The sequence below is a fragment of the Rhizobium sp. P2_G9 genome, assembly GCF_056403475.1.
Window position 1 is genome coordinate 1 of the sequence record NZ_JBFUFK010000059.1, and the last position, 24327, is coordinate 24327.

Consider the following 24327-nt stretch of genomic DNA (forward strand, 5'->3'; position numbering starts at 1 on the left):
CGCCGATGGTACCGCCGATGGTACTTTGTCTTAAGGCACGGGAGAGTAGGTCGCTGCCAGGTCTGCAAAACGCAACGTCAATCGATACCTCAAACACACAAAACCGCCAACAAGCGGATACGATGAAAGGTCGCACAAAGCGGCCTATTCGTGTTACGGCAGAAATCTGCTATAATGCGCATGGACACTCTCCTGACAGGCGAGAGAACACAGAAACTAACGGTATTTTGCTTCGCAAAAACCGGACCGGATGGCCGAAAGGTCGACGCAAACAGCGGTATTTTTGCTTTGGTATGCTGACGCAAAACCAAAGCAAAAAACCGGATGGCGCGGGGTGGAGCAGCCCGGTAGCTCGTCAGGCTCATAACCTGAAGGCCGCAGGTTCAAATCCTGCCCCCGCAACCAAATCTTCTAAGAAAATCAACGAACTATTGGCCTCCCTCAGGAGGCCTTTCGTGTTTTTGGACCTAACACGCGGCGGTCGTAAGCGGCGGCTATTTAGGTTCCGAAGTGGCCTTGCGATCAAGCGCCGCCAAATCATCCGCCAGGCGCATCGGGATATCCATGCGGTCATGCAGGATGCTGATCACGCCGATATCGCCGTTGTCTAGCTCCCGGAAAAACAGGTAATGCCGTTCGTAGTGGGTGAAATACGCATCCTTGCGGATATCGGGGGCAACGGCGAGATTGCGGGGAAGCCGCCGCCACAGCGACTTGTTCGCGGTCAGCCGCAACAAATGTGCATGAAGCCCGGTAATGTCCGTGGCGGCTTGGGCTTCGCCCCACGTATCAACCGTACCACGGCAAATCCTGTCTTGGGCGGCATCGGCCGTCGGGTAAAAGCGGTATGCCGCCATGTTAGCGGCTTGGCTTCTGATTGCGGCTGACCACGTCCTTTGCGGAGACCGAAACAAACTCGCTGTCGGCGGCCCGCATGCCGGCAGACAGCTCCTTTTGCAGCCACTCCCAGGCTTCGTCGCGGGTCTGCCGCTGAATGTGCGTTTGCAGCGCACCGCCCACCTTCACATGAAGGCTTCCGGATGACATTGGGTTGAGCCCTTCGTTCTCTTGTTATTATGGGAAACGTCGCAAATATTGTCAATCTTTGGCACGCTCTATCAGCAGTTCTCATTTTAGGTGTGGGCTAATTTTTTTGGCCTTGGTGCCTACAGGGCGGCAATGATCCGCCGGTCGATATTGGCATAGCTGCGGCTCTGGCATTGATCACCTATTCAAAGCGCGCCATTCACATGCCATGATCCATAGGTGGCAGTGGCAAAGCCAAGCCCGTGACATCGTAGGTCCAGACACGGAAGGCTTTCAATTCATGCGGCCCGAAGGAGTTGATCAGCGGCACATCGGCCGCATCCCGGCCGCGCGCGACGACGATCCGGCCGATGCGTGGCTTGTTGTTGCGGGGATCGAATGTCATCCAGCGTCCACCGATATAGACTTCAATCCAGGCACTGAAATCCTGCGGATCGAGGATCGGAACGCCGATATCGCCGAGATAGCCGTTCACATAGCGTGCCGGGATATTCATGCAGCGGAGCAGGGTGATGGCGAGATGGGCGTAGTCCCGGCAGACGCCGATCTTTTCTTCGAAGGCTTCATAGGCGGTGCGGGTGCTGCGGGCATTGTGGTAGCCGAAGACGATGTGCTCGTTGGTAAAGTCGCAAATCTCCTGGACCCTGCCCCAGCCAGGCGCGATTTGGCCGAACCGGTCCCAGGCGAACTGGCTCAGCCGGTCCGTTTCGCAATAGCGGCTCCCCATCAGGAAGAGCAGGCATTCGTCAGGCAGATCGGCGACGGGAATTTCCTGGGCATCCGGAACCACCGGATCGTGCAGACCGCTGTCTTCCAAAGTGCCGTCGCCCCAGATCGAGAACGCGCCCGTCGGCGCCACAAAACGTCGGCAGATATTGCCGAAGAGGTCGACATAGGTCGAAGTAGGCACGCCGGGCTGCGTCACCACTTGCTCTGGAGAACGCATATCGCCGGCCCTGTCGCGATGTGCGTTGAGCAGACAGACCATGGGCGTGTTCTGTTCGCAAGCGATGGTAATATCGTAGCCAAAGCGGATCAGCATGCGCTTGTCCCTTCTTCGATGATTGCAGGGGCAAGACCCGATGGATGTCTGCCGGCGGCAGGCGTTCGTGCGGCCTGTTCAGGTAAAGTCGGTGATCGTGAGCGTGCACATGGTTTTGTCTCTTCCACGTGCGTAAGCCTTCTCGGCGACGGCCAGGACGTTTTTGCGGACAGTGTCGAATGCGGAGAGATATTCTCTCTCGCCACTCATCTTGCCGGCGAATGCCTTGGCCAATGCATCGATTTCGAGGAAGAACTTGATCTCGAACATGCCGTCATAGCCCGAAAAGCGGATGCGCCGACCCGTTTCGTCATAGCTCCGGCTCTGGTTGGGGAACGTCAGGTGCATATTGAAACCCTTTAGCGGAAATTCTTGCAGCAAGCCTAAGGATAACATAATCGGAGAACAAAAGGGGATATATATCGAGACTTCTCGGGCACAACGAGCGAGCAATGTTTCGCGGGCAGGGGACCGACTTAACGTAGACTATCGGTGAAACCCTCCATGCTGCTCTGAGGTGCCTGCCACTTGTCATTCCACATGGACTTGAAGCCGCCACATTGCACCTATATAGAAAGGGGCGTCAAAGGTGGCCGAGAGGCTCGTACGAAGCGCTTTTCATCGCCCACCTGCCGCGGCCGCGTTCTGGTCACTCCGCATCTCATCGATCCATAGCCTCAAACCCGTATGGCGATGCAGCTTGCTCGCCGTGAAGCAACCAAAATTTCACAGACAATGCCATCCAGAATGCGGGCAAAACGCCCGGACGCCGTGCGAAAGATACGGCTTCCGAACCGAATCCCAGGCAATGCTGGAACCTCGTGCCTTTCACCACAGTCGAATTGCAGCGAATTGTTGCGGAACAAATCGACTGATCAGCTTTCCCCAGAGCATTTTTCAGTCTCCCAAGGAGCGGCGCCAACGGCGCCCGAAGAAATAGATGAACAACCCCTCAAACAACAATCGCAGCCAAACGAGCCCGGCACAGTCCCGCCAGCGCCCTGGCGCTCAACCGCCTATTTCCCAGCGCTACGATTATTATCTCGCGCTCGCCCGTGAACAGGCCCGCGCAGGCGATAGAGTTCAAGCTGAAAATTATTACCAGCACGCGGAGCATTTCTTTCGCGCCGCCAATTCCAACAATTCATAGAAAGCAAATGGACAACAATGATTGCGGCCCCCAGCTCCGGAAATGAGAGCGGACTTGACGACAAGGCATGGTTGAAAATACTTTCCGGCTATCGTGAGCCGCATGCAGGACGCAGCGTCTTCGAGCTCATGGTCACGGTTTTGCCGTTCGTGGCGCTCTGGATTCTATGCTGCCTGGCCGTCCATTACGGGCTTTGGTGGGGGCTGATCCTGACGGTTCCTGCTGCGGCGTTCCTGCTCAGGCTGTTCATGATCCAGCACGATTGCGGCCATGGATCGTTCTTTGCCCGTCGATGGGTCGATGATTGGACGGGACGAGTGATCGGTGTTCTGACCTTGACGCCCTACGACTACTGGCGGCGCGCGCATGCCGAGCATCACGCATCTTCCGGAAATCTCGATGAGCGCGGCGTCGGCGATATCACCACCCTGACTGTCGAGGAATTCAACGCCTGCTCCTGGTGGGGCAGGCTCAGCTATCGTCTTTATCGGCATCCCCTTGTCATGTTCGGCATCGGACCGGCATGGCTGTTCATTTTCAAGCAGCGGCTGCCTTTCGGCATGATGCGCGAGGGGTATGTGCCGTGGCTGTCGACGATGGCGACCAACGCCGCGGTCGCGGTTGCCGCCGCCATACTGATCTGGGCGATCGGTTTGGTGCCATTCCTCCTCGTCCACTTGCCAATTGTGCTGCTGGCCGGCGCGGCGGGCGTGTGGCTCTTCTATGTCCAGCATCAGTTCGAAGAGACCTATTGGTCCAAGAAACCCGAATGGCAGTTCCAGCAGGCAGCGCTGCATGGCGCCTCGCACTACGACCTGCCGCCGGTGCTGAAATGGCTCACCGGCAATATCGGCATTCATCACGTCCATCACCTTTCGAGCAGGGTGCCGTATTACCGGCTTCCGGAGGTCCTGAAGGATCATCCTGAACTGGGTGAGATCGGTCGCATCACGCTGATGGACAGTGTCCGCTGCGTGAAACTCGTGCTCTGGGATGAAAAGGCCGGCAAGCTCCTGTCGTTTCGGGATGTCGCCAAAGCATCGCCGGCCAAAAATAAACCCCGGTAAAAAAAACCGGGGTCTATCGATTTGCGGATGCCGATTCAGTCGGTTGCGATCACATCATCCCGCCCATGCCACCCATACCGCCCATGTCAGGCATGCTCGGAGCATCCCGCTTCGGCAGTTCGGCGATCATCGCTTCGGTGGTGACAAGCAGCCCGGCAACCGAGGCCGCATTCTGCAGCGCCGTGCGGACAACCTTGACCGGGTCGACGATGCCCATGGCGATCATGTCGCCGAACTCGCCGGTCTGGGCGTTATAGCCCCAGTTTTCGTCATTCCTGTCGAGGATCTTGCCGACGACGATCGAAGCTTCGTCGCCTGCATTCTCCGAGATCTGGCGAACCAGCGATTGCAGCGCCTTGCGAATGATGCTGATGCCTGCATTCTGGTCGTCATTTTCGCCCTTGACGTCGAGGATGACGGAAGAGCGAAGCAGGGCGATACCGCCGCCGGGAACGATGCCTTCCTGGACGGCAGCGCGGGTCGCGTTGAGCGCGTCGTCGATGCGGTCCTTCTTTTCCTTGACTTCGATTTCAGTCGATCCGCCAACGCGGATCACGGCGACGCCGCCGGAGAGTTTTGCAAGACGTTCCTGCAGCTTCTCACGGTCGTAGTCGGAGGTGGTTTCTTCGATCTGGGCCTTGATCTGGGTGACGCGGCCTTCGATGTCGGACTTCTGGCCAGCGCCGTCGACAATGGTGGTATTTTCCTTGGTGATGGAGACTTTCTTGCACCGGCCGAGCATGTCGAGCGTGACGTTTTCGAGCTTGATGCCGAGATCTTCGGAAATCACCGTACCGCCGGTGAGGACGGCCAGATCCTCCAGCATGGCCTTGCGGCGATCGCCGAAGCCGGGCGCCTTGACGGCGGCAATCTTGAGGCCGCCGCGCAGCTTGTTGACGACGAGCGTGGCAAGCGCTTCGCCTTCGACGTCTTCCGAAATGATCAGCAGCGGCTTGCCTGTCTGCACCACGGCTTCCAGGATCGGCAGCATGACCTGCAGGTTGGAGAGCTTCTTTTCGTGCAGCAGCACGAAGGCGTCGTCCAGTTCGGCAACCATCTTCTCTGCATTGGTGACGAAGTAGGGGCTGAGGTAGCCACGGTCGAACTGCATGCCTTCGACGACTTCGAGTTCGGTCTCGGCGGTCTTGGCTTCTTCGACCGTGATCACGCCTTCATTGCCGACCTTCTGCATCGCTTCGGCAATATAGTCGCCGATTTCCTTCTCGCCATTGGCCGAGATCGTGCCGACCTGGGCGATCTCTTCCGACGTGTTGATCTTCTTGGCCTTGGCAAGCAGATCCTTGACGACGGCCGATACGGCGAGATCGATGCCGCGCTTGAGGTCCATCGGATTCATGCCGGCGGCAACCGCCTTGGCGCCCTCGCGAACGATGGAGGCCGCGAGAACGGTGGCGGTCGTCGTGCCGTCGCCAGCAACGTCATTGGTCTTCGAAGCGACTTCGCGGACCATCTGGGCGCCCATGTTCTCGAACTTGTCCTCAAGCTCGATTTCCTTGGCGACGGCAACGCCATCCTTGGTGATGCGCGGCGCACCGAAGGACCTGTCGATCACGACGTTGCGGCCCTTGGGGCCGAGGGTGACCTTCACCGCATCGGCGAGAATGTCGACGCCACGCAGCATCTTTTCGCGGGCGGTGCGACCGAACTTAATTTCCTTGGCAGCCATGATGAAAACTCCTGAGCCCAGGGCTCATTGGTTGTTAATGTCGATCGAAGGAATCGACGATATCAGGCGATGACGCCCATGATGTCGGATTCCTTCATGATCAGAAGGTCTCCGCCATTCAGCTTGACCTCGGTGCCCGACCACTTGCCGAACAGGATGCGATCGCCTGCCTTGACGTCGAGCGCGACGAGCTCGCCCTTGTCGTTGCGGATGCCGGTGCCAACTGCGACCACTTCGCCTTCCTGCGGCTTTTCCTTGGCGGTGTCGGGGATGATGATGCCGCCTTTGCTCTTCGCTTCGGCTTCGACGCGCCGGACGACGACGCGATCGTGAAGAGGTCGGAAATTTACGTCCGTCATTTTAAATGTCCTCAATGAAATGGGTTTACGGCCCGCGAAGGACCAATTTTGTTGTCTTAGCACTCATGAGCGGCGAGTGCTAGAAATTTAAATCTGGTGAAATAAATAATTTTCCGTTCCTCGATGGCTGCCCCGAGGTCAGATAAAATAATTTCCACAATAAGAGCACCGATTTTTCTCGCTTTTTATTTTTTGCACATGCGTGGAAAAGCATAAAAAAAGCCCAGAAAACCCAGAAAAATTGCGCGTCTATCTATGACCATTTTTATCGGATAGAATTGACTGAGATTCAGGCAGAAAATTACGAAAACAATTCTGGAAAAATAACGAGGTCTTATGAAAAACACGACTTTCGATCTGCACGGCAAATATGTGAGGCAATTGAAGGCTTATCTGGCGGGCATCGGATATAACGAGAATCGAGATTATGTCGATGCTCCCTATTCCGTTCCTCTTGCTTCGAGCGGCAAGCACGATCTCGTTTTCAACGACAGCAAGGCAGCCGCAAATGCCAGCCTTCGCTGGACTGGCCTTGCACGCAACGGCTTCAGGGAAGCCGTTTGAACGCGTTTGCAGCCGACCGCGCATGCTCGATAGGAATTGTGATGAAAGATACCGACAAGTCAAAACTGGATGAAATCCTTGGTCGACATGATCGGCGGATGGAGGAAAACGCGCAAAGGGAAGTCAACGAGGCGAAGGCCAAGGGGGAGTTCACGCGCGCCTTTCTTGAACATTGTATCTCCATCATTCGCCCTGCAATGATGGAGATCGGCGAAATCCTCAAAGCCAAGGGGCATGACTACCGGATCATCGACGGTCTCACCAAGAAGATCGATGGTGGCGATCAGCTGAAGATTGATTTTCAAATCATCAACGCCAATAATCGCAATCAGTCCTCGACCGAAATCCCGCATATCGCCTTTACTGCGGATAAGTCTGCACGCAATATCCGCATCGACGAGACCGTGAGCGAAACCTCGTCGCGGGACAACAGGGTCATGACGCTTGATCAAGTGACGATGGATATCGTGCAGGCGCGGATCATCCGCGCGGTCGATTATGCATTCCGCTGAGCAGGTTCCGGAAAAGTGTTCCACGGTTTTCCCGATAACAACCTGCGACAAGACAAAAGAGTCTAAGCGGATGAATCCTTGGCTTGCCAACGAAAATCTGCCTGGGAGGGGTAGATTCGAGACAAGGCTTGCTTGTCAGATTGCTTACATGCATAGTGATTGCGTCGGCAGCAATTGAAGCGGGCGCTGCTTTTGTAGGGTTGAAAACCTTAGCCCCAATGAAAGGAGGACAAATATGTCTTCCGGTTGCCAACAGCACTTCACGATAACGGATATCGCTTTGCTCGATCGAATTCTCGAGCGCGCGGGGATCAGAGACGATTCCGATTCGGCCGCGCGGCAAAGCAGGCTGAATGCCGCCCGATTTTTGATCGAAAAATTCCAGAGCGGCGTAGTCGACGAAGGCGCGCTGCATTTTGCCCTTGTCAACCGATTGGCAAACTCGCCGGATGAATCCGCACGCGTTTCCAGCTCGCCCCATGCCGCTCCGTCGGCTTCGGCGGGAGCGCGGCCCGAGGCTGGGTCGAAAGATGGCTACCGATTTGGCCGAAGAATCGAGCACAACGGCACATGGACTATCTACCATGTGTTCAGCGGCGAGCCTGCCGCGTATGGCTCGTGGAATATGAGCGGCCTCAACGTTCGAACGGCCGAGAGAGCGCTGCGGATTCTGAACGCGCCGGTTCACGCGGCTTGACCGATAAGACGTATCCGGTGCCCGCGAGGCGAGACGCCGATCATTTTCGCGCTGGACACCAGGAGACAAATCATGACGGATCGCACGACAGCATCGGACATTACTTTCGCTCATCCATTCGTCCTCACGTCCCTGGCGCAGCCGCTGGAAGCGGGCACCTATCGACTATTTACCGAGGAAGAACGGATCGAAGAATTGTCATTTATCGCCTATAGGCGCACGTCGTCCCGTCTGGAAATTCCTGCAATTTCGGTTCGTACCGCTGTCAGGCAATCCATCCAGGTGGATCCCATCGAACTTGAAGCGGCACTCGCAAGGGACGCACGCCGCCACACCCAGGGTCTGGCAAAATGATCGTGACGGCAAGGCTGCATCAAGGGGGCGTCCGACTGCAGATTCGGCTTTCCGAACAGCTGGGACCATCGGAAGTCGAGACATGAGTTTGAGGCTTGTCATCGTCGCTTCTTGCCTCCTGCCGGTGGTTGCCATGCTCTGGCTTCTTTATTGGGACTACGCATCCTGACCGCCAACAGGTATTTGCGACCTCTGTGCACATCGACACCGCCTCTGCCTACGGATCAACCCTTGCCAGAAAAGAATATCTTATTGGAAACACTGTTGAAAATTGGCGCCGTTGTGGCCACCGTCATTGTGCTCGGCGTGTTCATCGCATGGGAACGGGCTGACCACAACGATGGCGCCAGTGCCGAGCGAATTGAAGCGACGAAAGTTGCTGCTGACGACGCCGTCAACAGAGTAGAGGTTCAAACCCGCGTGGACGCTCTGGCCGTCGACGGATGTCAAGCAAGGGCCATGCAGCTCATGAGCCTGCATGCAAGGACGCCTGTGAAGAGCTTGGACGACATCCCGATAGAACTCCGAAATGACATGCGGCTGTGCGTCGAACGCCGCATTCTATACGCCTATGTTAGGGGTGCCCTCACGGACGCCGGGCTGATGGGCTTATTTGAGAAACAAGCAAGCGCGCTTTGATTGACGGTGAGCGCGCATAGCCTTCGCCGGAAAACCGTGGGACACTTTTCCGGAACCTGCTCTAGAAAAGCTCGCGGTCTTTTTCCGTGGCAGGCTTCGTTGCTTTCTTACCCTTCGGACGACCGGACTTTTCAACCGGCATGCTTTCCGCAGCGGCCGCAGGAAGCAGGCTTTCCGCCGATAGATCTTGCGTCTTTTTGGCAGGAACAGTCTGTTCGGATTCGGGCTTTTTCACAAATTTAATGGCCATGATCATTCCGTATCATCATCGTATCAAAACAGCTCCGGGTGGTTTCGTCGCGGTCACGTCGCTCCGGAACTGCTGTCACACGCTATTCCGGAGCAAGTCGCTGTCAGATGGTCACTTCTTATCTTTCTTGCCAAACGAAGCATTGCTGCCGGCAAGCTTGACCTGAGAGCCTTCGACAGGGCTGGCCTTGACGACGCTCTTGTCTTTCTTCGGCTTTCGAACTTCACGGTTTCCGCGCACTTGGCCTTTTGCCATGATCGTTTCCTTCTCTGATCCCAGATATTTGTGCGAATTGCCGAGAGGCCACTGCGTCCCACATTGGGAAGAGCAGGCTCTGTCAGCATTCTGTTTGACGGGTTATTGCCGACACCGGAGCATCGGGGCAGGCACGAGGTAGTGACAAAGAGGACCCCCCCTCGTTCCGGCGTTGGTTCGATCCCGGGTGAAGCGGTCCTATAGGACAGGTGCGCTGATAAGCGCCTCCAATGTGAAACAGTGTAGCATGCACAGCGGAAGAATGGAATCGGCAATGCCGTTGGCTTCGGCGCGGGCTCATCGAATGGCCCAAGGTGCGCGATCTGTGTCGGCGCGCCAGATCGGGTCAGACACATCAATCATCCCTCGGCGATCGGCAACTGGTTGGAGCGCTTGATCTGCGACAGCGCAAAGCTCGATTCGATCGACGCGACGCCATCAAGGCGCGTCAGCTTTTCCTTGATGAAGCGCTCATAGGCGTGCAGGTCGCGGACGACGATGCGCAGCAGGTAATCGCGCTGGCCGGTCATCAGGTAGCAATCCACCACTTCCGGCCAGCGCGACATCGCCGCGTTGAATCGCTCCAGTTCTTCCTCCCGTTGGCGTTCCAGCTTGATCGAGACGAACACCGAGATCGGCAGGTCGACCATGTCCTGGTCGATGACCGCCGTATAGCCGGTGATGACGCCGCGATCCTCCATCAGCCTGACGCGCCGGGCGCAGGGCGAGGGTGACAGGCCGACCCGGTCGGCAAGCTCCTGCGCCGTCATCCGGCCGTCTGCCTGCAGGGCGGCAATGATCCGCCGGTCGATATTGTCCAGCTGCGGCTTTGGCATATTTCCCCAAAATCTAAGAATCTACGCAGAAAAATCACTAAATGATATCGTTTCCAAGGATATCTTTGGTTACTTTCGTCTCGGAGACTGCCTTACGCTGACGGTCCATGTCAAGGAGGCATTCATGGACCAGACAGAGCTGAAGACGCTTGCGCAGTTGGAAAAGAAGGCGCTTTGGCTGGCCGCCTGGATGATCCACAATGCCAATCATCTGCGCGACCATGTCGACGGGCTGAAGGTCGGCGGCCACCAGGCGTCTTCGGCCTCGATGGCGACGATCATGACGGCACTCTACTTCTCGGCTCTGCGACCGGAAGACAGGGTAGCCGTCAAGCCGCATGCGTCGCCCGTCTTCCACGCCATCCAGTATCTGCTTGGTAACCAGAGCTTGGACAAGCTCCAGAAATTTCGCGCCTTCGGCGGCGCACAGAGCTATCCGTCACGCAGCAAGGATAGCGACGACGTGGATTTCTCCACCGGCTCGGTGGGGCTGGGCGTGGCACAGACGCTGTTTGCCTCGCTGGTCCAGGATTATCTCAAGGCGCGCGACGAGCATCTTATCGAAGGCCGGATGGTGGCGCTGGTCGGCGATGCCGAGATGGACGAGGGCAACATCTTCGAGGCGCTGCTCGAAGGCTGGAAGCATGGCCTGCGCAACTGCTGGTGGATTGTCGACTACAATCGCCAGAGCCTCGATGCCGTGGTCCGCGAAGGGCTTTGGGAGCGATTCGAAAGCATTTTCCGCAATTTCGGCTGGGATGTGGTGATCCTGAAATATGGCTCGCTGCAGCGAACGGCTTTCGCGGAGCCGGGCGGCGAGGCCCTGCGGACATGGATCGATGCCTGCCCGAACCAGCTTTATTCGGCGCTGACCTTCCAGGGAGGTGCAGCCTGGCGCAAGCGGCTGACGGCCGATCTCGGCGACGAAATTGGCGCTTTGCTCGCGCGCCGCTCGGATGACGAACTGGCGGCGCTGATGACCAATCTCGGCGGCCATGACCTGCCGTCCCTGCTCGATGCCTTCGAGGCGGCGCGGTCGCACGACCGGCCGACATGCTTCATTGCCTATACGATCAAGGGTTTCGGCCTGCCGCTCGCCGGCCACAAGGACAATCACGCCGGCCTGATGACCAAGGACCAGATCGCGGCGCTGCAGGCCTCGATGGGCATATCGGCTGGCCGGGAATGGGAGAAATTCGAGGGGTTGGAGATCGCGGCGCCGGCGCTGCAACGCTTCCTCGGCGCGGTGCCTTTCAACGCCAAGGGCCGGCGGCGCTATCATGCGCAACGCGTGCCTGTTCCCCAGCAGTTGGCGGTCGAGACCAAGGGCACGATGTCGACGCAAGCCGGCTTCGGCCGGGTTCTCGACGAGCTGGCGCGGCTCGGCGGGCCGCTTGCCGATGCCATCGTCACCACGTCGCCGGATGTGACGGTGTCGACCAATCTGGGGCCATGGGTCAATCGGCGCGGCCTGTTTGCAAAACAATTGCTGGCCGATACCTTTCGCAGCGAGCGCATCGCCTCGGCGCAGAAATGGGAATTCGGCACGACCGGTCAGCATATCGAACTCGGCATCGCCGAGAACAATCTCTTCATCCTGCTTTCGGCGCTTGGCCTGTCGCATTCGGTCTTCAGCCGACGGCTGCTGCCGGTGGGCACGCTCTATGATCCGTTTATCGAGCGTGGATTGGATGCACTGAATTACGCCTGCTATCAGGATGCGCGCTTCCTGCTGGTCGCCACGCCCTCCGGCGTGTCGCTTGCGCCTGAAGGCGGTGCGCACCAGTCGATCGCGACACCGCTGATCGGCATGGCGCAGGACGGATTGGCGGCTTTCGAGCCGGCTTTCGTCGACGAACTCGCCGTCATCATGCGTTTTGCCTTCGACTATATGCAGCGTGACGGCGAAGCGGTGCAATCCGAGCGCACCTGGCTCAGGGAGGAGACCGGGGGCTCGGTCTATCTCCGGCTTTCAACCCGCCCGGTCGAGCAGATCGCCCGGACGATGACAGCGGAACTGGAGCAGCAGATTGTCGATGGCGGCTATTGGCTGAGGGAGCCGGGACCGAACTGCGAGGTCATCGTCGCCTATACCGGGACGGTCGCGCCGGAAGCGATCGAGGCGGTCGGAATGATGGCGGAGGATCGGCGCGACATCGGCCTGCTTGCCGTCACCTCCGCCGACCGGCTCAATGCCGGTTGGACAGCGGCAAGCCGAGCGCGGGAGCGCGGGCTGGTGCATGCAAAGAGCCACATCGAACGCCTTTTCGACGCACTGCCCCCGCATTGTGCCATCGTCACCGTGGCGGATGGTCATCCGGCGGGATTGGGCTGGCTCGGCTCAGTCTACGGCCATCGCACCCGCAGCCTGGGCGTCGAGCATTTTGGGCAATCAGGCACGATCGATGACCTCTACCGCCATTTCGGCATCGATGCGAATTCGATCGCGGCTGCGGCTGAGGGGATCGCGCGGGGGCGGCCGATACGGCATTTGAAGGCGCTGGAATAGCACCGGTTTCGCATGGTCTGCTCAATTGGCGAGGTTAGGGTCGCCCGCTGGGTACGGGCGATCCCACAGGTAATCACTGCCAGAACGCATATTTCCGATCGCCGCCGGCCGATGCGGCACTCACATGCGACATGATCTCACCCATATCCGGATGCGGTGATGCAAGCACTTCCTGTGTTGCTTGCTCGACCGCGTCGCGCACGTCCGCCTTAAGCGGATCAAGCCCATCTGCCGCCAGCAATCTCTCCTCGACCAGCTTCTTTGCCAGGATGTCGATCGGGTCGCGCTTCAGCCACTGGTCAAGTTCGCCCGGCCGGCGATACGTCGCCGGGTCGGAGCGGGAGTGGCCGGAATAGCGGTAGGTCTTCATTTCCAAGAGCGACGGGCCTTCGCCGCGGCGGGCGCGGGCGGCGGCGGTGTCCATGGCTGCGGCCACGGCATCGACATCCTGGCCGTCGACAATGACGCCCGGCATGCTGTAGCTCGCGGCGCGGGTGGCAATGTCCTCGACGGCGGTGGTGAGGTCGATGCGCGAATATTCACCATAGAGATTGTTCTCGCAGACGAACACGACCGGCAGCTTGAGGATGGCGGCGAAGTTGAGCGCCTCATGAAAGGCGCCGATATTCGCCGAGCCGTCGCCGAAGATCGACACCGCGATCCGGTCCGTGCCCCGGGTGCGGGCCGCCAGCGCAGCGCCGCAGGCGATCGGCAAGCCGGCGCCGATAATCGCCGCGGTCGGCAAGAGGCCGACGGCCGGTTCGACCAGGTGCATCGATCCGCCAAGACCGCCGGCACAGCCGACGGTGCGACCGCAGATTTCGCCCAGCACGCCGACGGTGGTGACGCCCAGCGCCAGCGCATGGCCGTGACCGCGATAGGTGCAGGTAACGATGTCATCCGGATCGATCGAGCGGGCAATGCCCACCGACACCGCTTCCTGGCCGCTGGCGAGATGCGTCGAACCGCGGATATGGCCCTCGCCGAACAGTTTTTGGATGCGCTCTTCGACCGAGCGGATTTCGATCATGCGGGTCAGCTGTTCCAGCCGGCTTTTCAGCGCCTCGCGGCGGGCGGGCGGCGAATTGAAGTTGGAAAGATCGGTCATGCGGCATTCCTCCACCAGGGCAGCGGCGGTTGGTTGGTCGAGACCAGCGCGTCGACCTGTTCGGCGATATAGGCAGCACTCGGCAGATAGCGGCTTTCGAGCACCCCGCTATAGGGCACCGGTGCATCGGGCAAAGTGATGCGATGGGGTGCTGCACGCAACTTGCCGAAATGCTCGACGGCAATGGCCGAGACGACATCGGCGCCCCAGCCGGATGCTGCGGGTGATTCTTCCACTGTCACCAGCCGGCCGGTGCGGGCCACGGAGTCGGCCACGGTCTTCTTGTCCCAGGGCCAGAGAGTCAGCAGGTCGATGACCTCGATATTGGCGCGGCTATTGGTGGCGGCTTGCTGCACCGCACGGACCAAGGCGCCGCAGGCGATCACCGTAGCGTCGGTGCCGGATTTGACGATCTCGGCCTGACCGAGCGGAATGCGATAATTCGGATCGTGCTCGAATTCCTCGCGCTCGGAATAGAGGATACGCGGCTCCAGCACGACCACAGGATCGGGATCCTCGATTGCCGAGCGCAACAGGCCATAGGTCGTGCGGGCGTTGCTGGTGACGCAGAGTTTCAGGCCCGGCGTGCCGCGGAACCAATGGTCGAGCATCTGCGAATGCTGACAGCCAAAGCCTTGACCGGCGCCGGCCGAAGCACGCACCACCAGAGGCGTCGTCAGCCGGCCGCGCGACAGATAGCGCATCGTGGCGGCCTGCGTGGTCAGCTGGTCGAGCGCGACACCGATGAATTCGACAAACATCATCTCGACGATCGGCTTCAACCCGCAGACGGCGGCGCCGACAGCCGCACCCATGAAACCCATTTCCGAGATCGGCGTGTCGATGACGCGCTGCGGGCCATGCTCGGCGAGCAGGCCTTCGGTGACCTTGAACGGCCCGCCGGCGGCGGCGACGTCCTCGCCCATCATGATGACGGTCGGATCATCCTTCATCGCGTCATCCAGTGCCCTCAGCACTGCCTGTCTTACCCAGATCTTGGCCATGTCTCCTCCTCATTCCCAGAAACGTCTGCCGCCTGGGCGGCCAAATTCATGCTTCGAGCACGATGGTCGGCGCCCCAGTCTTCACGTCATCACCGGCGGCGATCAGGATTTCGGCCACGGTGCCGGCGAAGGGTGCGGGCACTTCCACCGTGGTCTTGTCGGTCTCGACGACGAACAGTGTCTGGCCTTCGGCCACCTTGGCGCCGATCTGGACCTGGATTTCGCTGATCACCACCTCGTCGACGGCATCGCCGACCTTCGGCATCTTGAGTGTTGAACGCATCCTGTCACTCCGTATTGATCTTATCTCAAACCATGACTCGTTCTGACGAAGCGTCTCGCCCTGTCATCCAGCAGGTGGATTCGGCGACGGCATCAGCCAGTCGGCGATATGAACCATGCCCTGCACCGTCCAGCCGCCGTCGACGACCAGCGTCTGCCCGGTGATGTAACTCGCCCGGTCGCTCGCGAGGTAAACGACCGGATCGGCGATCTCCCAGGGTTCGGCGAGCCGACCCATGGGAATGCGCTCGACCTGCCATTCGCTGCGGATCGACCCGTCCCTGATTCCCTGTTCGATCAGCTTGGTGCGGGTCGAGCCCGGGGCGACGGCATTGACGCGGATATTGGCGGTCGCGGTTTCGGTGGCGTAAACGCGGGTCAGGCTCTCGATCCCTGCTTTGGCCGCGCTATAAGGGCCGCGGCCCTGGATGGCGATGATGCCGGCGGCCGAAGCAATGCTGACGATCGCGCCGCCCTTGCCGCGCGCCCGCATCCGGCGGATCGCCTGGGCGCAGCAGAGATGCATGCCGGTGAGATGCGTGTCGATCACCAGATGCCAGTCCTCCGGCGTCATGTTCTCCGCCAAGGCGACGCGCTGCACGCCGGCATTGTTGACCAGCACATCGATCTGTCCGGCCTCGCGGTCGATCTTGCTGAAGGCATCGGCGACGCTTTCGGGCTTGGCGACATTTGCTTTTAGGTAGGTGACGCTATCCCGCGTCTCGTCCGGATCGCCAAGGTCGAGGGAAAACACCTTGGCACCCTCTTCGAGGAAGCGGCCGGCGATGGCGTCGCCGATGCCACGCGCAGCGCCGGTGATCGCGACGACCTTGCCCGAAAACGATTGTGTCATGATCCTCCTCCCCACTTTGCCGCTAGTACATGAGCCAACCGCCACTGACATTGATGGTGGCGCCGGTGATGTAGCTCGCATGATCCGAGGCCAGGAACAGCACCGAGCCGGCGAGATCCGATGGTGGCGCCATATAGCCGAGCGGGATCTGGGCGACGGTCGCGGCGAGTGCGGCATCATCCATGCCGCTGCGCATCATCGCGGTGTCGGCCGCTCCGGGCGAGATGGCATTGACAGTGATCCTGTCCTTCGCCAGCGAACGGGCGAGGCCGCGGGTCATGGATACGATCCCGCCCTTCGTCGCCGCATAGGCGACCGAGCCGCCGAAACCGCCGCTCATCCAGCCCTGCGAGGTGAAATTGATGATCCGGCCGCCCTGGCCCTGATCCCGCATGATCTTCGCCACCGCCTGCGCCAGGAAGAACGCGGCCTTGAGGTTGATGTCGTGCTGGAAATCCCAATCGGCCTCGGTGACTTCGAACAGGCTGTGGCGGCGGACGAGAACGGCGGCCGTCTGTGCCAGCACGTCGATACGGCCGAAGGCGGCCAGAACCTTATCGAGCGCCGTGTTCTGGTCGGAGACCGGCCGCAGGTCATGGCCGATCGCAATATGGCCCTCGCCTTCCATCTCGGCGACAACGGCATCCGCCTTGGCTTGGTCGAGATCGACCACGGCAACATCAGAGCCCGCCACGCCGAACGCCAGGCAGATTTCGCGGCCAATGCCGCCCGTGCCCCCGGTGACAATCACCTTCTTGCCTTCCAGCCCGGAGCCGAGATTGAACGCCATCTTCTTCTCCTCAACGCCCGTCCGGCGGCGTGACAACCGTATGCTCGGTAACGAAGCAGGATTGCGCCTCGCCCATGAATTTCTTGCGATCCTCGACCAATTGGCTGGCATAGGGTTCGGTGGCGAAGGCCTTCGCCGCATCCTCGACGCTGTCGAACCAGACCTCGCCGACACCGTCCCAGGCCGCCTCTTGAGGGTTCCAGCTTTGCACCCGGTCGAAGCGCAGGCCGCGCACGCCCGGCATCTGCCTGACGATATCGGCATGCGGCCCCGTCCAATGCGCGAAAAACTCTTCCTCAGTCATGCCGGGCTTGCGGCGGATGAAACTGATGCGCTTGATCATCCAGCGGCCCTCCGCGGCTGAAAGAATTCCAGCGTAATCCCGTCATGAATGCGCAGATAGGCGACTTTCGCGCCGATATTCGGACCGCCATCGATATCGACCGGACCTTCCGGCACGATCGGCCGCGCGCCGCAGGCAACAGCATGTTTCCAGGCGACGTCGGCGTTCTCGACCTTGAGGCAAAGATGCACATTGCCGGGATTGGCCGTCGCATCGGGCTGCTTCTGCTTTTCGGTCTGGTAGTCGAGCAGTTCCAGTGTATTGCCGCCGGGCAGGTCTACGAAGGCAGCCTTGATGCTGATACCGGGATAGCCGACATGTTTTCCCAGATAAGGCCCGTCGAGCACGGTCTGCCAGCGGGCCGGCACGCCAAGGAATGGTTCCCAGAAAGCCAGGGCATCATCGATGCTGGCGACGCTCATGCCGACATGATGGATGGCATTGGCTGTCGCGGCGTGCCCAACAATGTCTGTTTGCGCGCTCATCGCTCAGATCCTGAATAGCTTTTCGGCATTGCCGGAGAACAGCGCCACCTGCTGATCGCGCGGCAATATGGAGATGATCTCGGCATAGGCATTGATGACATCGGGATAGGAACTGAACATCCGGTCGACCGGCCAATTGGTCGCAAAGACGACGCGGTCCGGACCGAAGGCCTCGATACTGCCGAGCACATAGGGCCGGATCGAATCGACGGTCCAGAGCGGGTCGCACATGCCGAGGCCCGAAACCTTCATCCAGACATTCGGCGCTGCCGCCATGACGTCCATCGCAGCCCGCCATTGGCGAAAGCTTTCAGGATCGCGCTTCATCGGGATGGCGCAATGGTCGACGCAGATCTGCGTCTCCGGGAAGGTGCGGGCAAGGTCGAGAATATCGTCGGCCAGCTCGACGCGCGTATCGATGCAGGAGACGAGGTTGCGCGGGCCGAGCTCGGCAAAACCCTTTCGCCAGGCCGCGTCGACCAGGTAGTGGCCCTCTCCGAAATTGCGGATGCCGCGCACATTCGGATATTTGAGATGACGGTCCAGCACCTGCGCTGCGTCCGGCCGCGCCAGATGGCATTCGGCGATAATGCCCTGCGGAAAGCCGGTTTCTTGGGCAAAGGCCTGCAGCCATTCGGTTTCGTTGACCGGGTCGGGCGTGTTGACGGCAGCCTGCACATGCACGGCTTTGATCACATTGGCGAAGCGGATTTCAGCCAGATAGTCCTTGATCAGATAATGCTGGGATTTCAGCGGGTCGGTATCCGCCAGAAAGCCGTGAGTGGCATCCGGTTCCAGCCAGCCGTAGCGCAGCTTCGGATGCTTCATGTCATGCAGATGGAAATGGGTGTCGACGAATGCCAGTTCAGCCATGGCGGCGGGCCTCCAGGGGATGAATCGAAAGCGCATCGGCGACCGCCTGGCCGAGAGCTTCGGTCGAGGCTGTGCCGCCCATATCGCGCGTCAGATTTTCGCCGGAAGCAAGCACGCGGGCAATAGCGTCGACGATGGCATCTGCTGCTTCTTTCGCGCCGAGATGTTCGAGCATCATCGCGCCAGACCAGATCTGTCCGATCGGATTGGCGATGTTCTGGCCGGCAATGTCGGGCGCCGAACCATGCACGGGCTCGAACATCGAGGGAAAGCGCCGCTCCGGATTGAGATTGCCGGACGGTGCAATGCCGATCGTGCCGGTCACCGCCGGGCCGAGATCGGAGAGAATATCGCCGAACAGGTTGCCGGCTACGACGACATCGAAGGTGGAGGGGCGGCGGACGAAATGGGCGGTCAGGATATCGATATGATATTGCTCGGTCGCGACATCCGGGAATTCCTTGGCGATCGCCCGGAAGCGCTCGTCCCAGAACGGCATGGTGTGGATGATGCCGTTGGACTTGGTCGCCGAGGTCAGCTTCTTCTTGCGCTTGCGGGCGAGGTCGAAGGCAAAGCGCATCACCCGGTCGCAGCCGAAGCGCGTGAAGATGGTCTGCTGGGTGACCATTTCCTGGTCCATGCCGGGGAACATGCGGCCGCCGATCTCCGAATATTCCCCCTCATTGTTTTCGCGGACGATGTAGAAGTCGATCAGTCCGGGATTGGCGAGCGGCGATGGCACGCCGTCGAACAGCCGCACGGGCCTCAAGTTCACATATTGCTGGAAATTGCGTCGGATCGGCATCAGCAGCGTCCAGAGCGACTCGACGTCGGAGACCGTCGGCCAGCCGATGGCGCCGAGGAAGATCGCGTCATGATTGGCAATCCGGTCGAGCCCGTTGGCCGGCATCATCCGGCCGGTGCGGGCGTGATGATCGCAGCCCCAGTCGAAATCCTCCCAGGCAATGTCGACACCGAACAGGCGCGCGGCTTCGCTGACCACCTTTATGCCCTGCGGGACGACTTCCTTGCCGATCCCATCTCCCTGGATCACGGCGATCTTGGCTGAGGGCATGTTTCTCGAACTCCAGGCGGGAATGGGTGAGTACGGATGGTATCGTTTCAATTATAGTCGCGGTCAGATGCAATGCAAGGCCTTCGGGCGTGAAGTTTGACGGAGCAGTGCGTTCGCCTGACGCCGTGAGCGAACATATCGGCATCTGAACGCTAGAGGAATCAAATCAATATATTGAAATTACTTGAATAAATGGAATGTATGAAAATCGCCGTGGGCGTTTTCGTCGTCTCGGAATTGCCGTCAAGGCGCGGATTGGCCATTTGATGCGGCTCATCCATGTGCCGTACTGGCCACAAAAAAGTTCTTGCATTCTTCTGATAACGTTTCAATATGCATTCCCGCGGACGGCTGAGGCTGTTCGGGAGGAATATCTCCATGTCGCCGCAAGAGGCGGTCGCAGGGGCCAAGCATGGCCGGCCGGGGAGGTTTGAGACGCAATGACTGCAGGAGAGCGCAAGCGCCGCGCAATTGTGACCGGGGCCGGCAGCGGCATCGGACGGGCAGTGGCGCTGCGCCTGCTGGCCGAAGGTGTGCAGGTGCTTGGCGTCGATATCGATGCCGAGAAGCTCAAAGGCGTCGCCAACGACAATTATGAAGGGCTCCCCGCCGATCTCGCTGATCCGGCGGCGCGTGCAAAGCTTGCCGAAGCGGCGGATGGCGCCGATTATCTGGTCAATTCGCATGGTGTGCTGGTGGTGAAGTCGATCTTCGACATCACGCTCGACGACTGGCGGCGGATTCACACGGTCAATGCCGAATCCGTCTTCTTCCTCTGCCAGCAGATTGGCCCAAAACTCCGGCCCGGCGGGGCAATCGTCAACCTGTCGTCCAGCTCGGCCAAGCTTGCCGCCACGACCGAGGTGGCGGCTTATGCTGCGTCGAAGACAACGATCCTGTCGATCACGCGCTCCTTCGCTTATGCGCTGGCCTCGCGCCCGGTACGCGTCAACGCCATTTGCCCGGGCATCGTCGACACGCCGATGCAGGATACAGTGCTCGCCGGCATGTCCAAGCTACGGGGGATGGAACTCTCGGCGATGAACGAGGCGCGCAACAAGACCGTGCCGCTCGGCCGGCCGGCGCGTCCGGAGGAATGCGCGGGTGCCATCTGGTTCCTGCTGTCGGACGAGGCAGGCTACATGACCGGCCAGGCGGTGAATCTCACCGGCGGCTTGGTGACCTGGTAGAGAGGGGAGACGATGAAACGACCGCAAGTGATCCGCGCCACCGGCCTCGGCCATCCCGAAGGTCCCTATGAGCTCGACGATGGCCGGGTGATCTATGCCAATACCTATGCCAGCGAAATCGGCTATTGGGACCCGAAGAGCGGTAAACAGGGCCAGTTCGCCTTTGTCGGCGGCGGCCCGAATGCCTGCATGCTCGGCAGCGACGGCGCGGTCTATTCCACCCAGACGCCCAATGTCGGCCAGTGGGTTGCGCCCGAACACCGCCCACCGTCGATCCAGAAGACGTTTGCCAGCGGCAAGGTGGAAATCCTGGTCACCGAGGCCGATGGTTTTAAATTCGACGGTCCGAACGACCTGACCTTCGGCCCGGATGGCCGGCTCTATTTCACCGATTCCGGCGATTGGAACCAGGCCGAGAAACCGCATCCCGGCCGCATCTGCGTGATCGACAAGGACGGTTCCGCCCACATTCTCGAAGAGCTGGACTATGTCTATCCGAACGGCATCGTCGCCGAGCCGGACGGCTCGCTCATCTGGGTCGAGTCCTACACGCTTAATGTCATCCGCCGTAAGCCGGATGGCAGCAAGTCGCTGCTCTGCAAGATGCCGGAAGGCCATATTCCCGACGGCCTGAAGATCGACATCAACGGCGACCTCTGGATCACGGCGGTTGCGGCGGGAGGCGTCGATCATTTCACCAAAGACGGCAGGCATGTCGACTTCCTCGAGACGGGAGGCACGATCCTTAACTGCGTGTTCGGCAGGGGCGGCAAGCTGTTCTGCTGCGACATGGGTCCGTTCGACACGACTGGGTCGGCCATGACAGGATACCTGATCGAGGTCGATCTCGGCGTCGAAGGCATGCCGCTCTATCGCGGCGCGATCGGATAAGGAAAGCATCAGCATGAAAATCGCCAAAGTCGAAGCCATCCCGGTCAGTTATCCCGAACCGAACGATTTTAATGCGCTCCGGCATCTCTGCCTCGCCAAGATCACCGCCGATGACGGCCAGGTGGGTTGGGGGGAATCGATCACCCAGTTTCCGGAGGCAAATTTCGCTGCCAAGGCGATCATCGAAGGCATGGCGCCCAATCTGATCGGCAAGGACCCGGTGCAGACCGAGGCGCTCTGGCGGCAAAACAAGCAGCAGGCCTGGTGGTACGGCTATCATGGCGGCATCGCCTCCTATGCGACCGCGGCGATCGATATCGCGCTTTGGGATTTGAAGGGCAAGGCGCTGAACACGAGCGTTCTCGATCTGCTCGGCGGACCGGTCCACGAGCGCCTGCCGGCCATCGCCTCCTGCCATGCGCACTATGAGGATATTGCCGAAATGGCAGAGGAAACCCGCGAATGGGTCTCGACCGGCCTGCAGGGCCTGAAAACCGGCTTCGGCAAGCGCGGCAATGCCCGCCTCGGCTATGACCACAATCGCGACGTTGCCTATGTGAAGGCGATGCGCGAAGTGCTCGGCGACAAGATGCTGATGATCGACAATGGCATCGCCATCAAATGGGACGTCACCGACGCCGTGCGCCGCGCCAAGGCGATGGAGGAGTATAACCTCGCCTGGATCGAAGAGCCGCTCGGCGCCTGGGACCCGGAAGGCTATGCCAATCTCCGTTCCAAGACCACCACCCGCATTGCCTATGGCGAGCGCGAATGGACGCTCGAACAGTTCGAGCGGGTGCTGGCGACTGGCACGGTCGACGTGATCGGCGTCGATCCCGGCCGCGCCGAAGGCATTACCGGCTTCAAGAAAGTGACGGAGCGCTGCGAGTTCTATCGCCGGCAGGCCAATGCGCATGCCTGGTCGTCGGCGATCGTCACGGCGGCAAGTCTGGCGATTTCCTTCAATTCGCCAGCCTGCAAGCTGTTCGAGCTGAAGCCGCTGAGGAACCCGATGCAGCATGATCTCGTGCCAAAACCTTTCGAGCACAAGGACGGTTGGATGTATCCGCCGACCGGGCCGGGGTTGGGCATCGAGGTGAACGAGGACGTCGTTAACAGCTATCGCAGCGAAAAGGTGCTGGGATTGGTCTGACATGCATCTCGCGGGGAGCAATCGCTGCCCAAACGACGGCGGACTGCATGAACGGACAGGGTGCAGGAAGGTGGCTGGAGGAGCTGGTCCTTCCTGGGAAGTCTGGAAATTCAACTGTTCTGGGAGGAACACATGCGTAAAACTTACCGTCACATGCTTCTGGCAGCCGTCAGCTGCGCCACCATTTCCGCCGCCGGCCTGGCATTGGCGGATGAAAGCCAGATCCCCACTTCGGGCGACAAGGTCGATGGTGCGCCGCTTCAGGTCAAACGCGATTGGGGCACGTTCAAGCTTGCCGACCGCATCGCCGACAAGATCAAGAAGGGCGAGAAGATCAATTACGTCTTCTCCTACCAGGCCTCCGGTATTCCGCTGTTCTCGCCGCAATACAAGGCGGGCTTCGACATGGGCTGCAAGATGGGCAATGCCATCTATCCGATGGATTGCGCCGCGATCGCACCTGTGCAAAACGACCCGAACCAGCAGGTCAGCCAGATCGAAGCCAAGCTTGCTGCCGGCGAAGTCGACTGCATCGGCATCGAGCCGGTCAGCTCGGACGCGATGACGGCGATCACCAACAAGCTGATGGATCAGGGCATTCCGGTCTTTACGGCTGGCGTCACCTCACGCGGCCACGAATTCACCAATTTCACCCAGATCCCGGACAAGGAAGGCCATACCGCCGCCGAAGCGGTGTTGAAATGGATCAAGGACAACAACAAGACCGACATCAAGGTCTTTGCGGTGTCCGGCGGCGACCCGACGCAATTCTGGGCGCAGGGCCGGATGAAGGGTTTCGAGGAAGGCATCAAGGCCGCCATTCCGGACGCCAAATTCGTCACCACGGCCGCCAACGGCCTGAACACCAGCTATGAGCCGGGCAAGACTTTTGACGTCTTCCGTTCGTTCCTGACAGCCAATCCGGATGTGCAGTTCATCGAGAATGTCGATATCGGCGCCGAACATGCCGACCGCGCCATCGAAAGCTTGGGCATGGCCGGCAAGGTGTTCACCATCGGCTGGAACTCCTCCAAGGGTCAGCTCGATGCGATCGAGAAGGGCATTCAGGTGGCGCAGCTCGACCAGCGCTGGCCCGACCAGGCAGCCTTCGGCGCACCCGCCTGTGCCCAGTTCCTCAAGAATGGCGTGATCTTGCCCAACACGCAAACGCTCAAGGCGGTGATGAAACCGGATGTCGCCCAAGCGCGCGCCGAGCTCGACAAGACCATGTCGCAGAAGTGATTTCTTGCAGACAACCAGTCGAGCCGCTGCAAGCGGCTCGATCGATTCCGGCCAGCCAAACGCCGTGAGC

30 protein-coding genes and 1 tRNA gene are annotated in these 24327 nt (G+C 59.9%); 13 read left to right on the forward strand and 18 right to left on the reverse strand.

Annotated features, from left to right (window positions below):
• Positions 1-328 precede the first annotated feature (328 nt).
• A tRNA-Met gene (locus AC1DYF_RS34580) sits at positions 329-405 on the forward strand.
• Positions 406-494: 89 nt separating this feature from the next.
• Here AC1DYF_RS34580 and AC1DYF_RS34585 read toward each other — a convergent pair.
• From AC1DYF_RS34585 to AC1DYF_RS34600, 4 genes are all read right to left on the reverse strand, one after another.
• On the reverse strand, positions 495-857 hold the full coding sequence (locus tag AC1DYF_RS34585; protein WP_477882671.1) for a type II toxin-antitoxin system RelE/ParE family toxin: 363 nt from the start codon (positions 855-857) through the stop codon (positions 495-497).
• A gap of 1 nt (position 858) precedes the next feature.
• Positions 859-1026: a hypothetical protein gene (locus AC1DYF_RS34590; RefSeq protein WP_477882672.1), complete on the reverse strand. Its 168-nt coding sequence runs from the start codon at positions 1024-1026 to the stop codon at positions 859-861.
• Between the two features lie 220 nt (positions 1027-1246).
• On the reverse strand, positions 1247-2089 hold the full coding sequence (locus AC1DYF_RS34595; protein WP_477882674.1) for a transglutaminase-like domain-containing protein: 843 nt from the start codon (positions 2087-2089) through the stop codon (positions 1247-1249).
• Positions 2090-2167: 78 nt separating this feature from the next.
• Complete coding sequence (locus AC1DYF_RS34600) at positions 2168-2437, reverse strand: DUF1488 family protein (RefSeq protein ID WP_477882675.1); 270 nt, start codon at positions 2435-2437, stop codon at positions 2168-2170.
• A 592-nt stretch (positions 2438-3029) separates the two neighbouring features.
• On the opposite strand from AC1DYF_RS34600, the gene AC1DYF_RS34605 reads away from it, so the two are divergent.
• Both AC1DYF_RS34605 and AC1DYF_RS34610 read left to right on the forward strand, forming a co-directional pair.
• Positions 3030-3239, forward strand: coding sequence for a DUF4167 domain-containing protein (locus tag AC1DYF_RS34605; protein WP_477882676.1), 210 nt, complete (start codon positions 3030-3032; stop codon positions 3237-3239).
• 17 nt (positions 3240-3256) lie between these two features.
• Positions 3257-4306, forward strand: a complete 1050-nt coding sequence (locus AC1DYF_RS34610; protein WP_477882677.1) for a fatty acid desaturase — start codon at positions 3257-3259, stop codon at positions 4304-4306.
• 49 nt (positions 4307-4355) lie between these two features.
• On the opposite strand, the gene groL is transcribed toward AC1DYF_RS34610, so the two are convergent.
• Positions 4356-5993 carry a chaperonin GroEL gene (gene groL, locus AC1DYF_RS34615; protein ID WP_477882678.1) on the reverse strand — a complete coding sequence of 546 codons (1638 nt, stop codon included), beginning with the start codon at positions 5991-5993 and terminating at the stop codon, positions 4356-4358.
• A 62-nt stretch (positions 5994-6055) separates the two neighbouring features.
• The gene (gene groES / locus AC1DYF_RS34620) at positions 6056-6352 is read right to left on the reverse strand and encodes a co-chaperone GroES (RefSeq protein ID WP_477882680.1); all 297 of its coding nucleotides are present in this window, start codon (positions 6350-6352) and stop codon (positions 6056-6058) included.
• A gap of 336 nt (positions 6353-6688) precedes the next feature.
• Here groES and AC1DYF_RS34625 point away from each other — a divergent pair, with 336 nt between their 5' ends.
• The 5 genes from AC1DYF_RS34625 to AC1DYF_RS34645 all read left to right on the forward strand — a co-directional run bounded on the left by AC1DYF_RS34625 (position 6689) and on the right by AC1DYF_RS34645 (position 9118).
• Positions 6689-6916, forward strand: a complete 228-nt coding sequence (locus AC1DYF_RS34625) for a hypothetical protein (RefSeq protein ID WP_477882682.1) — start codon at positions 6689-6691, stop codon at positions 6914-6916.
• A 41-nt stretch (positions 6917-6957) separates the two neighbouring features.
• Positions 6958-7428 (forward strand): hypothetical protein, encoded by a 471-nt coding sequence (locus tag AC1DYF_RS34630; RefSeq protein ID WP_477882683.1) that lies wholly within the window; start codon positions 6958-6960, stop codon positions 7426-7428.
• 235 nt (positions 7429-7663) lie between these two features.
• The gene (locus AC1DYF_RS34635; RefSeq protein ID WP_477882685.1) at positions 7664-8125 is read left to right on the forward strand and encodes a hypothetical protein; all 462 of its coding nucleotides are present in this window, start codon (positions 7664-7666) and stop codon (positions 8123-8125) included.
• A 72-nt stretch (positions 8126-8197) separates the two neighbouring features.
• Positions 8198-8479, forward strand: a complete 282-nt coding sequence (locus AC1DYF_RS34640) for a hypothetical protein (protein ID WP_477882686.1) — start codon at positions 8198-8200, stop codon at positions 8477-8479.
• Between the two features lie 231 nt (positions 8480-8710).
• The gene (locus AC1DYF_RS34645) at positions 8711-9118 is read left to right on the forward strand and encodes a hypothetical protein (RefSeq protein ID WP_477882687.1); all 408 of its coding nucleotides are present in this window, start codon (positions 8711-8713) and stop codon (positions 9116-9118) included.
• Positions 9119-9179: 61 nt separating this feature from the next.
• Here the strand turns inward: AC1DYF_RS34645 and AC1DYF_RS34650 are convergent, their stop codons facing one another.
• The 3 genes from AC1DYF_RS34650 to AC1DYF_RS34660 all read right to left on the reverse strand — a co-directional run bounded on the left by AC1DYF_RS34650 (position 9180) and on the right by AC1DYF_RS34660 (position 10459).
• Positions 9180-9368, reverse strand: coding sequence for a hypothetical protein (locus AC1DYF_RS34650; protein WP_477882688.1), 189 nt, complete (start codon positions 9366-9368; stop codon positions 9180-9182).
• A gap of 111 nt (positions 9369-9479) precedes the next feature.
• Entirely contained in the window at positions 9480-9623 is a 144-nt protein-coding gene (locus AC1DYF_RS34655) for a hypothetical protein (RefSeq protein ID WP_477882689.1), read from the reverse strand.
• A 359-nt stretch (positions 9624-9982) separates the two neighbouring features.
• Positions 9983-10459: an Lrp/AsnC family transcriptional regulator gene (locus AC1DYF_RS34660; protein WP_477882691.1), complete on the reverse strand. Its 477-nt coding sequence runs from the start codon at positions 10457-10459 to the stop codon at positions 9983-9985.
• Between the two features lie 124 nt (positions 10460-10583).
• On the opposite strand from AC1DYF_RS34660, the gene AC1DYF_RS34665 reads away from it, so the two are divergent.
• A complete protein-coding gene (locus AC1DYF_RS34665; RefSeq protein WP_477882692.1) occupies positions 10584-12968 on the forward strand; it encodes a transketolase-like TK C-terminal-containing protein in 2385 nt (794 codons plus the stop codon).
• Positions 12969-13041: 73 nt separating this feature from the next.
• Here the strand turns inward: AC1DYF_RS34665 and AC1DYF_RS34670 are convergent, their stop codons facing one another.
• The 9 genes from AC1DYF_RS34670 to AC1DYF_RS34710 all read right to left on the reverse strand — a co-directional run bounded on the left by AC1DYF_RS34670 (position 13042) and on the right by AC1DYF_RS34710 (position 19781).
• Positions 13042-14076, reverse strand: coding sequence for a thiamine pyrophosphate-dependent dehydrogenase E1 component subunit alpha (locus tag AC1DYF_RS34670; RefSeq protein ID WP_477882694.1), 1035 nt, complete (start codon positions 14074-14076; stop codon positions 13042-13044).
• On the reverse strand, positions 14073-15080 hold the full coding sequence (locus tag AC1DYF_RS34675; protein ID WP_477882695.1) for an alpha-ketoacid dehydrogenase subunit beta: 1008 nt from the start codon (positions 15078-15080) through the stop codon (positions 14073-14075). The genes AC1DYF_RS34670 and AC1DYF_RS34675 overlap by 4 nt, the downstream gene beginning before the upstream one ends.
• 46 nt (positions 15081-15126) lie before the next feature.
• Complete coding sequence (locus AC1DYF_RS34680) at positions 15127-15363, reverse strand: biotin/lipoyl-containing protein (RefSeq protein ID WP_477882696.1); 237 nt, start codon at positions 15361-15363, stop codon at positions 15127-15129.
• Between the two features lie 63 nt (positions 15364-15426).
• Positions 15427-16215 carry an SDR family NAD(P)-dependent oxidoreductase gene (locus tag AC1DYF_RS34685; RefSeq protein ID WP_477882698.1) on the reverse strand — a complete coding sequence of 263 codons (789 nt, stop codon included), beginning with the start codon at positions 16213-16215 and terminating at the stop codon, positions 15427-15429.
• A 22-nt stretch (positions 16216-16237) separates the two neighbouring features.
• Positions 16238-17005: an SDR family NAD(P)-dependent oxidoreductase gene (locus tag AC1DYF_RS34690; protein WP_477882699.1), complete on the reverse strand. Its 768-nt coding sequence runs from the start codon at positions 17003-17005 to the stop codon at positions 16238-16240.
• 10 nt (positions 17006-17015) lie between these two features.
• Positions 17016-17348 carry an EthD domain-containing protein gene (locus tag AC1DYF_RS34695; protein ID WP_477882701.1) on the reverse strand — a complete coding sequence of 111 codons (333 nt, stop codon included), beginning with the start codon at positions 17346-17348 and terminating at the stop codon, positions 17016-17018.
• Complete coding sequence (locus tag AC1DYF_RS34700) at positions 17345-17833, reverse strand: VOC family protein (protein ID WP_477882702.1); 489 nt, start codon at positions 17831-17833, stop codon at positions 17345-17347. The genes AC1DYF_RS34695 and AC1DYF_RS34700 overlap by 4 nt, the downstream gene beginning before the upstream one ends.
• Positions 17834-17836: 3 nt before the next feature.
• Complete coding sequence (locus tag AC1DYF_RS34705; RefSeq protein ID WP_477882703.1) at positions 17837-18706, reverse strand: amidohydrolase family protein; 870 nt, start codon at positions 18704-18706, stop codon at positions 17837-17839.
• Positions 18699-19781 (reverse strand): tartrate dehydrogenase, encoded by a 1083-nt coding sequence (locus tag AC1DYF_RS34710; RefSeq protein WP_477882704.1) that lies wholly within the window; start codon positions 19779-19781, stop codon positions 18699-18701. Before AC1DYF_RS34710 ends, AC1DYF_RS34705 begins: the two co-directional genes overlap by 8 nt.
• Positions 19782-20221: 440 nt before the next feature.
• Here AC1DYF_RS34710 and AC1DYF_RS34715 point away from each other — a divergent pair, with 440 nt between their 5' ends.
• The 4 genes from AC1DYF_RS34715 (at position 20222) to AC1DYF_RS34730 (ending at position 24257) form a co-directional block, all read left to right on the forward strand.
• Positions 20222-20971: an SDR family NAD(P)-dependent oxidoreductase gene (locus AC1DYF_RS34715; RefSeq protein WP_477882706.1), complete on the forward strand. Its 750-nt coding sequence runs from the start codon at positions 20222-20224 to the stop codon at positions 20969-20971.
• A 12-nt stretch (positions 20972-20983) separates the two neighbouring features.
• The gene (locus AC1DYF_RS34720) at positions 20984-21862 is read left to right on the forward strand and encodes an SMP-30/gluconolactonase/LRE family protein (RefSeq protein WP_477882707.1); all 879 of its coding nucleotides are present in this window, start codon (positions 20984-20986) and stop codon (positions 21860-21862) included.
• A 13-nt stretch (positions 21863-21875) separates the two neighbouring features.
• Positions 21876-23015 carry a mandelate racemase/muconate lactonizing enzyme family protein gene (locus tag AC1DYF_RS34725; RefSeq protein ID WP_477882708.1) on the forward strand — a complete coding sequence of 380 codons (1140 nt, stop codon included), beginning with the start codon at positions 21876-21878 and terminating at the stop codon, positions 23013-23015.
• Positions 23016-23147: 132 nt separating this feature from the next.
• Positions 23148-24257 (forward strand): sugar ABC transporter substrate-binding protein, encoded by a 1110-nt coding sequence (locus AC1DYF_RS34730; protein WP_477882709.1) that lies wholly within the window; start codon positions 23148-23150, stop codon positions 24255-24257.
• Positions 24258-24327 lie beyond the last annotated feature (70 nt).

Bases quoted from the DNA above. Each gene is read 5' to 3' on its own strand.
- AC1DYF_RS34720 (WP_477882707.1), top strand. From the start codon at position 20,984: ATGAAACGACCGCAAGTGATCCGCGCCACCGGCCTCGGCCATCCCGAA.
- AC1DYF_RS34730 (WP_477882709.1), top strand. From the start codon at position 23,148: ATGCGTAAAACTTACCGTCACATGCTTCTGGCAGCCGTCAGCTGCGCC.
- AC1DYF_RS34630 (WP_477882683.1), top strand. From the start codon at position 6,958: ATGAAAGATACCGACAAGTCAAAACTGGATGAAATCCTTGGTCGACAT.
- AC1DYF_RS34670 (WP_477882694.1), bottom strand. From the start codon at position 14,076: ATGACCGATCTTTCCAACTTCAATTCGCCGCCCGCCCGCCGCGAGGCG.
- AC1DYF_RS34595 (WP_477882674.1), bottom strand. From the start codon at position 2,089: ATGCTGATCCGCTTTGGCTACGATATTACCATCGCTTGCGAACAGAAC.
- AC1DYF_RS34715 (WP_477882706.1), top strand. From the start codon at position 20,222: ATGACTGCAGGAGAGCGCAAGCGCCGCGCAATTGTGACCGGGGCCGGC.
- AC1DYF_RS34650 (WP_477882688.1), bottom strand. From the start codon at position 9,368: ATGGCCATTAAATTTGTGAAAAAGCCCGAATCCGAACAGACTGTTCCT.
- AC1DYF_RS34665 (WP_477882692.1), top strand. From the start codon at position 10,584: ATGGACCAGACAGAGCTGAAGACGCTTGCGCAGTTGGAAAAGAAGGCG.
- AC1DYF_RS34610 (WP_477882677.1), top strand. From the start codon at position 3,257: ATGATTGCGGCCCCCAGCTCCGGAAATGAGAGCGGACTTGACGACAAG.
- AC1DYF_RS34680 (WP_477882696.1), bottom strand. From the start codon at position 15,363: ATGCGTTCAACACTCAAGATGCCGAAGGTCGGCGATGCCGTCGACGAG.
- AC1DYF_RS34725 (WP_477882708.1), top strand. From the start codon at position 21,876: ATGAAAATCGCCAAAGTCGAAGCCATCCCGGTCAGTTATCCCGAACCG.
- AC1DYF_RS34600 (WP_477882675.1), bottom strand. From the start codon at position 2,437: ATGCACCTGACGTTCCCCAACCAGAGCCGGAGCTATGACGAAACGGGT.
- AC1DYF_RS34660 (WP_477882691.1), bottom strand. From the start codon at position 10,459: ATGCCAAAGCCGCAGCTGGACAATATCGACCGGCGGATCATTGCCGCC.
- AC1DYF_RS34635 (WP_477882685.1), top strand. From the start codon at position 7,664: ATGTCTTCCGGTTGCCAACAGCACTTCACGATAACGGATATCGCTTTG.
- AC1DYF_RS34700 (WP_477882702.1), bottom strand. From the start codon at position 17,833: ATGAGCGCGCAAACAGACATTGTTGGGCACGCCGCGACAGCCAATGCC.
- AC1DYF_RS34695 (WP_477882701.1), bottom strand. From the start codon at position 17,348: ATGATCAAGCGCATCAGTTTCATCCGCCGCAAGCCCGGCATGACTGAG.
- AC1DYF_RS34685 (WP_477882698.1), bottom strand. From the start codon at position 16,215: ATGACACAATCGTTTTCGGGCAAGGTCGTCGCGATCACCGGCGCTGCG.
- AC1DYF_RS34675 (WP_477882695.1), bottom strand. From the start codon at position 15,080: ATGGCCAAGATCTGGGTAAGACAGGCAGTGCTGAGGGCACTGGATGAC.
- AC1DYF_RS34605 (WP_477882676.1), top strand. From the start codon at position 3,030: ATGAACAACCCCTCAAACAACAATCGCAGCCAAACGAGCCCGGCACAG.
- AC1DYF_RS34585 (WP_477882671.1), bottom strand. From the start codon at position 857: ATGGCGGCATACCGCTTTTACCCGACGGCCGATGCCGCCCAAGACAGG.
- AC1DYF_RS34690 (WP_477882699.1), bottom strand. From the start codon at position 17,005: ATGGCGTTCAATCTCGGCTCCGGGCTGGAAGGCAAGAAGGTGATTGTC.
- AC1DYF_RS34640 (WP_477882686.1), top strand. From the start codon at position 8,198: ATGACGGATCGCACGACAGCATCGGACATTACTTTCGCTCATCCATTC.
- AC1DYF_RS34710 (WP_477882704.1), bottom strand. From the start codon at position 19,781: ATGCCCTCAGCCAAGATCGCCGTGATCCAGGGAGATGGGATCGGCAAG.
- groES (WP_477882680.1), bottom strand. From the start codon at position 6,352: ATGACGGACGTAAATTTCCGACCTCTTCACGATCGCGTCGTCGTCCGG.
- AC1DYF_RS34625 (WP_477882682.1), top strand. From the start codon at position 6,689: ATGAAAAACACGACTTTCGATCTGCACGGCAAATATGTGAGGCAATTG.
- AC1DYF_RS34655 (WP_477882689.1), bottom strand. From the start codon at position 9,623: ATGGCAAAAGGCCAAGTGCGCGGAAACCGTGAAGTTCGAAAGCCGAAG.
- groL (WP_477882678.1), bottom strand. From the start codon at position 5,993: ATGGCTGCCAAGGAAATTAAGTTCGGTCGCACCGCCCGCGAAAAGATG.
- AC1DYF_RS34705 (WP_477882703.1), bottom strand. From the start codon at position 18,706: ATGGCTGAACTGGCATTCGTCGACACCCATTTCCATCTGCATGACATG.